5 protein-coding genes are annotated in these 7,331 nt (G+C 62.0%); 3 read left to right on the forward strand and 2 right to left on the reverse strand.

What is annotated here, in order from left to right:
• Positions 1-131 precede the first annotated feature (131 nt).
• On the reverse strand, positions 132-2,357 hold the full coding sequence (locus ACO6VM_RS27480; RefSeq protein ID WP_401058337.1) for an NADP-dependent isocitrate dehydrogenase: 2,226 nt from the start codon (positions 2,355-2,357) through the stop codon (positions 132-134).
• 426 nt (positions 2,358-2,783) lie between these two features.
• Between ACO6VM_RS27480 and icd the strand changes: the two genes are divergently transcribed.
• On the forward strand, positions 2,784-4,040 hold the full coding sequence (gene icd / locus ACO6VM_RS27485; RefSeq protein ID WP_401058339.1) for an NADP-dependent isocitrate dehydrogenase: 1,257 nt from the start codon (positions 2,784-2,786) through the stop codon (positions 4,038-4,040).
• 73 nt (positions 4,041-4,113) lie between these two features.
• Here the strand turns inward: icd and cspD are convergent, their stop codons facing one another.
• The gene (gene cspD / locus ACO6VM_RS27490; RefSeq protein ID WP_125859275.1) at positions 4,114-4,377 is read right to left on the reverse strand and encodes a cold shock domain-containing protein CspD; all 264 of its coding nucleotides are present in this window, start codon (positions 4,375-4,377) and stop codon (positions 4,114-4,116) included.
• Between the two features lie 230 nt (positions 4,378-4,607).
• Here cspD and clpS point away from each other — a divergent pair, with 230 nt between their 5' ends.
• A complete protein-coding gene (gene clpS / locus ACO6VM_RS27495; RefSeq protein ID WP_422404070.1) occupies positions 4,608-4,982 on the forward strand; it encodes an ATP-dependent Clp protease adapter ClpS in 375 nt (124 codons plus the stop codon).
• Positions 4,983-5,012: 30 nt separating this feature from the next.
• On the forward strand, positions 5,013-7,283 hold the full coding sequence (gene clpA, locus ACO6VM_RS27500; protein ID WP_125464657.1) for an ATP-dependent Clp protease ATP-binding subunit ClpA: 2,271 nt from the start codon (positions 5,013-5,015) through the stop codon (positions 7,281-7,283).
• Positions 7,284-7,331 lie beyond the last annotated feature (48 nt).

The following is a 7,331-nucleotide window of genomic DNA, read 5'->3' on the forward strand; positions in this document are numbered from 1 at the left end:
TGCCCCGCGATTGCAATGTACCTGAGCGGACGCAATCGCGGGGCAAGCCCGCTCCCACGGGATTTGCGCGGCCTTGAAAAGCACAAACCCCGGTGCGTGGCCGGGGTTTGTGCTGTTACGTCAAGCGAACCTTACAGGGCGGCAATGGCGCTGTTCAGGGTCTGGCTTGGGCGCATCACCTTGGCGGTCAGCTCGGCATCCGGGGCGTAGTAGCCACCGATGTCGGCCGGCTTGCCCTGAACGGCGTTGAGCTCGGCGACGATGGTCGCTTCGTTCTCGGCCAGGGTTTTTGCCAGCGGGGCGAAGCGCGCCTGCAGGGCGGCGTCGTCGCTCTGGGCGGCCAGGGCTTCTGCCCAGTACAGGGTCAGGTAGAAGTGGCTGCCACGGTTGTCGATACCGCCGACCTTGCGCGAAGGCGACTTGTTGGTGTCGAGGAACTTGCCGGTGGCCTGGTCCAGGGTGTTGGCCAGGACCTTGGCGCGCGGGTTGGCGTAGGTATCGCCCAGGTGCTCCAGGGAAGCGGCCAGGGCCAGGAATTCACCCAGCGAGTCCCAACGCAGGAAGTTCTCTTCGACCAGCTGCTGCACGTGCTTCGGTGCCGAACCGCCGGCGCCGGTTTCGAACAGGCCACCGCCGTTCATCAGCGGGACGATCGACAGCATCTTGGCGCTGGTGCCCAGCTCCATGATCGGGAACAGGTCGGTCAGGTAGTCGCGCAGCACGTTGCCGGTCACCGAGATGGTGTCCTTGCCTTCGCGGATGCGGGCCAGGGAGAACTTGATGGCGTCGACCGGGGCCAGGACGCGGATGTCCAGGCCAGTGGTGTCGTGATCCTTCAGGTACGCCTGTACCTTCTCGATCATCACGCCGTCGTGGGCGCGGGCCGGGTCCAGCCAGAACACCGCCGGGGTGTTGCTCAGGCGAGCGCGGTTGACGGCCAGCTTGACCCAGTCCTGGATCGGCGCGTCCTTGGTCTGGCACATGCGGAAGATGTCACCGGCTTCGACGTCCTGTTGCAGAACGACCTGGCCCTTGCCGTCGACCACGCGCACGACGCCGTCGGCCTTGATCTGGAAGGTCTTGTCGTGGGAGCCGTATTCTTCGGCTTTCTGCGCCATCAGGCCAACGTTCGGTACGCTGCCCATGGTGGTCGGGTCGAAGGCGCCGTTGACTTTGCAGTCTTCGATGGTGGCCTGGTAGATGCCGGCGTAGCAGCGGTCCGGGATCACGGCCTTGGCGTCTTGCAGCTCGCCGGCGGTGTTCCACATCTTGCCCGAGTCGCGGATCATCGCTGGCATCGAGGCGTCGACGATGACGTCGCTTGGTACGTGCAGGTTGGTGATGCCTTTGTCCGAGTTGACCATGGCCAGGGCCGGGCGAACGGCGTACAGGGCCTGGATGTCGGCTTCGATCTCGGCCTGCTTGTCAGCTGGCAGGTCCTTGATGCGGGCGTACAGGTCGCCGATACCGTTGTTGGCGTTGAAGCCCACTTCGGCCAGGGCTGCGGCGTGCTTGTTGAGCACGTCGCCGTAGAACTCTTCGACGATCACGCCGAACATGATCGGGTCGGAGACCTTCATCATGGTGGCTTTCAGGTGCACCGACAGCAGCACGCCGGAGGCCTTGGCATCGGCGATCTGCTCGGCGATGAAGGCCTTGAGCGCTTTGCGGCTCATGGTGGCGCAGTCGATGACTTCGGCGGCTTTGACCGCGGTCTTTTCTTTCAGGACGGTGGTGCTGCCGTCTTTAGCGACCAGCTCGATGCGCAGGCTGTCGTCAGCCTCGATCAGTGCGGCTTTCTCGCTGCCGTAGAAGTCGCCCTGGGTCATGTGGGCAACGTGCGACTTGGAGTCGGCGGCCCAGGCGCCCATCTTGTGCGGGTGCTTGCGGGCGTAGTTCTTGACCGACAGCGGCGCGCGGCGGTCGGAGTTGCCTTCGCGCAGCACCGGGTTCACAGCCGAACCTTTGATGCGGTCGTAGCGGGCGCGGGACTCTTTCTCTTCGGCGCTGGCCGGCTCGTCGGCGTAGTCAGGAATGTTGAAGCCCTTGGCTTGCAGTTCCTTGATGGCGGCCTTGAGCTGCGGAACCGAAGCGGAGATGTTCGGCAGCTTGATGATGTTGGCTTCAGGGGTGGTGGCCAGCTGGCCCAGTTCCGCCAGGTGATCGGCTACCTGCTTCTGGGCGCCCAGTTGCTCCGGGAACGCCGCGAGGATGCGGCCGGCCAGGGAGATGTCGCGGGTTTCGACGGCGATGTCGGCGCAAGCGGTGAACGCTTCGACGATCGGCAGCAGCGAATAGGTGGCGAGGGCGGGGGCTTCGTCGGTGAAGGTGTAGATGATCTTGGAACGGGTGGGCATGCGGGTTAACTCTCTATGTGCTGAGCGTACTCGAGTCTCGAGGTGCGCAGGGTAGGCGCTTCGCCCTGGCGTCGCCATGAGCGGAAAGTCGAGAGGCTGCGAGCGGTGATGGTGGATGCATCAGTCGAGCGTCAAGTGCTGGGGTGCGGTAACAACCCAGGCTTCGTGGCCATTCATGGCCAAGGGCGGTCCGCATTTTCCTGGGATTCGCCCCGATGACCCTGCGGTCGCGGCGCAGTATATCAAACCCTTTGGTCGATTCAGCAAGGTCAAGTGCGATCGCGCCATTTATAAGACCAAAGACGTAGGGGCAATGTGGCGCGATGTCGCAGCGGCAGAGGCCGGCTTGCAGGTCGGCGGATGTGGTTTAGGCTCAGTGCATCGCGCGTTTTTCAATCACACCAGCGAAAAGCGGAGTAGTGCAGCATGGGATACCAGAAAATCAAGGTTCCGACTGACGGCAGCAAGATCACCGTCAATGCAGACCATTCGCTCAATGTTCCCGACAACCCCATCATCCCCTACATCGAAGGCGACGGTATCGGCGTGGACGTTTCGCCGGTGATGATCAAGGTGGTGGATGCAGCCGTGCAGAAGGCCTACGGCGGCAAGCGCAAGATCGCCTGGATGGAGGTGTATGCCGGCGAGAAGGCTACGCAAGTGTATGACCAGGACACCTGGCTGCCCCAGGAAACCCTGGATGCGGTGAAAGACTATGTGGTGTCGATCAAGGGGCCGCTGACCACGCCGGTCGGTGGCGGTATTCGCTCGCTCAACGTGGCGTTGCGTCAGCAGCTCGACCTTTACGTGTGCCTGCGGCCTGTGGTGTGGTTCCAGGGGGTGCCCAGCCCTGTGAAGAAGCCGGGTGACGTCGACATGGTGATCTTCCGCGAGAACTCCGAGGACATCTACGCCGGTATCGAGTGGAAGGCCGGCTCGCCCGAGGCGAACAAGGTGATCAAGTTCCTCAAGGAGGAAATGGGCGTTACCAAGATCCGTTTCGACCAGGACTGCGGCATCGGCGTCAAGCCGGTTTCCAGGGAGGGCACCAAGCGCCTGGTGCGCAAGGCCCTGCAGTATGTGGTGGACAACGATCGCAAGTCGCTGACCTTGGTGCACAAGGGCAACATCATGAAGTTCACCGAAGGTGCGTTCAAGGATTGGGGCTATGAAGTGGCCCGTGACGAGTTCGGCGCCGAGCTGCTGGACGGCGGCCCGTGGATGAAGTTCAAGAACCCGAAGAGCGGCCGTGAAGTGATCGTCAAGGACGCCATCGCCGATGCCATGCTCCAGCAGATCCTGCTGCGCCCGGCCGAATACGACGTGATCGCCACGCTCAACCTCAATGGTGACTACCTGTCCGACGCGCTGGCGGCGGAGGTGGGCGGCATCGGCATTGCGCCGGGGGCCAACCTGTCGGATACCGTGGCCATGTTCGAGGCAACCCACGGCACCGCGCCCAAGTATGCCGGGAAGGACCAGGTCAACCCGGGGTCGGTGATCCTGTCTGCCGAAATGATGCTGCGGCACATGGGCTGGACCGAGGCCGCCGACCTGATCATCAAGGGCACCAACGGGGCGATTGCGGCCAAGACGGTGACCTATGACTTCGAGCGCCTGATGGATGGTGCGACGCTGGTCGGCAGCTCCGGTTTTGGCGAGGCAATGATCAAGCACATGTAAGGCGGGCAAAAAAACCGGCCGCCTCTTTATAAAGAAGCGGCCGGTTTTTTCGTATACCGGCAGTAAGCAGGGGTCAGGCTTGGAGCGGGACGGCCGGGGCGGCATTGCCTGTGCTGGTGCCTGCACTGCTGGCGGTGGCGTTGGCTATGTTCACCGCATGCAGGCCCTTGGGGCCCTGGATGATGTCGAAGGAAACGGTTTGCCCGGCCTTCAGTGTCTTGTACCCATCCATCTGAATGGCGGAGTAATGGGCGAACAGATCATCGGTCTTGCCGTCCTCATTGATGAATCCGTAGCCCTTGGCATTGTTGAACCACTTGACTTTACCGCTTGCCATCCCTATGTCCCTCTGCAAAGGACTCCATCACTGGAGTATCATCCACGTCATCCGCATACGAACCTTGCGAAAAATCTGGTTGACTGCGCGGATCTTTATCGACCACGGTGGGTTCTTATTGGTTGTAACACCGTTTTGCCGATAGTCAAGGTCAGCCGGCGCCCGCGCCGACAGGGGCCTGTGCGGTCAACTCACAACCTTAACCTGTCGATCATGATGAAATTCTTTCCATGCATGTACCCAGTGAGATTCGACTAACATTCAATCAGGACCGCCCGCAGTCCCATGAGGACGGGCATGAGGATGAAGGTGCCGGCCTTGCGGTGCAGGAGGCCAAACCTATCCTGCAGGCGCCACCGATGTACAAGGTGGTTTTGTTCAATGATGACTACACACCAATGGATTTCGTCGTCGAAGTGCTCGAGACGTTCTTCAATCTGAACCGCGAGCTGGCGACCAAGATCATGCTGGCCGTCCATACCGAAGGGCGGGCAGTGTGCGGATTGTTTACCCGGGACATCGCCGAAACAAAGGCCATGCAGGTCAACCAATACGCCAGGGAAAGCCAGCATCCGCTACTCTGTGAAATCGAGAAGGACGGTTAATCGCCGACCACTTGGGTATGAGGTGAAGCTATGTTAAACCGCGAGCTCGAAGTCACCCTCAATCTGGCCTTCAAGGAGGCTCGTTCGAAGCGTCATGAGTTCATGACCGTCGAACATCTGCTGCTGGCACTCCTTGACAATGAGGCTGCCGCGACCGTTCTGCGCGCCTGTGGCGCCAATCTCGACAAGCTCAAGCATGACCTGCAGGAGTTCATCGATTCGACCACGCCGCTGATCCCCGTGCATGACGAGGACCGTGAAACGCAACCGACGCTGGGCTTCCAGCGGGTGCTGCAGCGTGCCGTGTTCCATGTGCAAAGTTCCGGCAAGCGCGAAGTGACCGGTGCCAACGTGCTGGTGGCGATCTTCAGCGAACAGGAAAGCCAGGCGGTGTTCCTGCTCAAGCAGCAGAGCGTGGCGCGCATCGATGTGGTCAACTACATCGCCCATGGCATCAGCAAGGTGCCGGGCCATGGATCGCACACCGACAACGACCAGGACATGCAGGACGAGGAGGGTGGCGAAACCTCCTCTTCCAGCAATCCGTTGGACGCCTATGCCAGCAACCTGAACGAACTGGCCCGTGCCGGGCGTATCGATCCGCTGGTGGGGCGCGAGCAGGAGGTCGAGCGCGTTGCGCAGATCCTCGCCCGTCGGCGCAAGAACAACCCGCTGCTGGTCGGCGAGGCCGGGGTGGGCAAGACCGCCATCGCCGAAGGCCTGGCCAAGCGCATCGTCGATGGCCAGGTGCCCGACCTGCTGGCCCAGAGCGTGGTCTATTCGCTCGACCTGGGTGCGCTGCTGGCCGGTACCAAGTACCGCGGCGACTTCGAAAAGCGCTTCAAGGCGCTGCTCGGTGAGCTGAAAAAGCGTCCGCAGGCCATTCTGTTCATCGACGAGATCCACACCATCATCGGTGCCGGTGCAGCCTCCGGCGGGGTGATGGATGCCTCCAACCTGCTCAAGCCATTGCTGTCTTCGGGTGATATCCGCTGCATCGGCTCGACCACCTTCCAGGAGTTTCGTGGCATCTTCGAGAAGGACCGCGCCCTGGCGCGGCGTTTCCAGAAGGTCGATGTCACCGAGCCTTCGGTGGAAGACACCGTTGGCATCCTGCGCGGCTTGAAGGGGCGTTTCGAGAGCCATCACAACATCGAGTACAGCGATGAGGCGTTGCGTGCAGCTGCAGAGCTGGCTTCGCGCTACATCAATGACCGGCACATGCCGGACAAGGCCATCGACGTGATCGACGAGGCGGGTGCCTACCAGCGCCTGCAGCCGGAAGCCAGCCGGGTCAAGCGTATCGAGGTGCCGCAGGTCGAGGACATCGTTGCCAAGATCGCGCGGATTCCGCCGAAGCACGTCACCAGTTCCGACAAAGAGCTGCTGCGCAATCTGGAGCGTGATCTGAAGCTGACCGTATTTGGTCAGGATCCGGCCATTGATTCGCTGGCCACGGCGATCAAGCTGTCGCGAGCGGGCCTGAAAGCACCGGACAAGCCAGTCGGCTCGTTCCTGTTCGCCGGCCCCACTGGCGTGGGCAAGACCGAAGCCGCCCGCCAGCTGGCCAAGGCGCTGGGTGTAGAGCTGGTGCGCTTCGATATGTCCGAGTACATGGAGCGGCATACCGTGTCGCGCCTGATCGGTGCGCCACCCGGCTATGTCGGTTTCGACCAGGGTGGCCTGCTGACCGAGGCGATCACCAAGCAACCGCACTGCGTGCTGCTGCTCGACGAAATCGAGAAGGCTCACCCGGAAGTCTTCAACCTGCTGCTGCAGGTGATGGACCACGGCACCCTGACCGACAACAACGGGCGCAAGGCGGACTTCCGCAACGTGATCCTGATCATGACCACCAACGCCGGTGCCGAAACCGCCGCGCGGGCCTCGATCGGTTTCACCCATCAGGATCACTCGTCCGACGCGATGGAGGTCATTCGCAAGAGCTTCACGCCGGAGTTCCGCAACCGCCTGGACACCATCATCCAGTTCGGTCGTCTCTCCCACGAGACCATCAAGAGCATCGTCGACAAGTTCCTCATCGAGTTGCAGGCGCAGCTCGAGGACAAGCGCGTGCTGCTGGAGGTCACCGATGCCGCACGCGGCTGGCTGGCGGCCTCGGGCTACGACGTGCAGATGGGCGCGCGGCCTATGGCGCGGCTGATCCAGGACAAGATCAAGCGGCCGCTGGCCGAAGAGATCCTGTTTGGCGAGCTGGCCGAGCATGGCGGTGTGGTGCACATCGATCTGCGCGATGGTGAGTTGGTGTTCGATTACGAGACCACGGCAGAGGTGGCGTAAACGTCATCGCGGGGCAAGCCCGCTCCCACGCCTGGTTCAATACCGAGC

The organism is Pseudomonas sp. GZD-209 (assembly GCF_049310485.1).
Classification (GTDB): Bacteria; Pseudomonadota; Gammaproteobacteria; order Pseudomonadales; family Pseudomonadaceae; genus Aquipseudomonas; species Aquipseudomonas sichuanensis.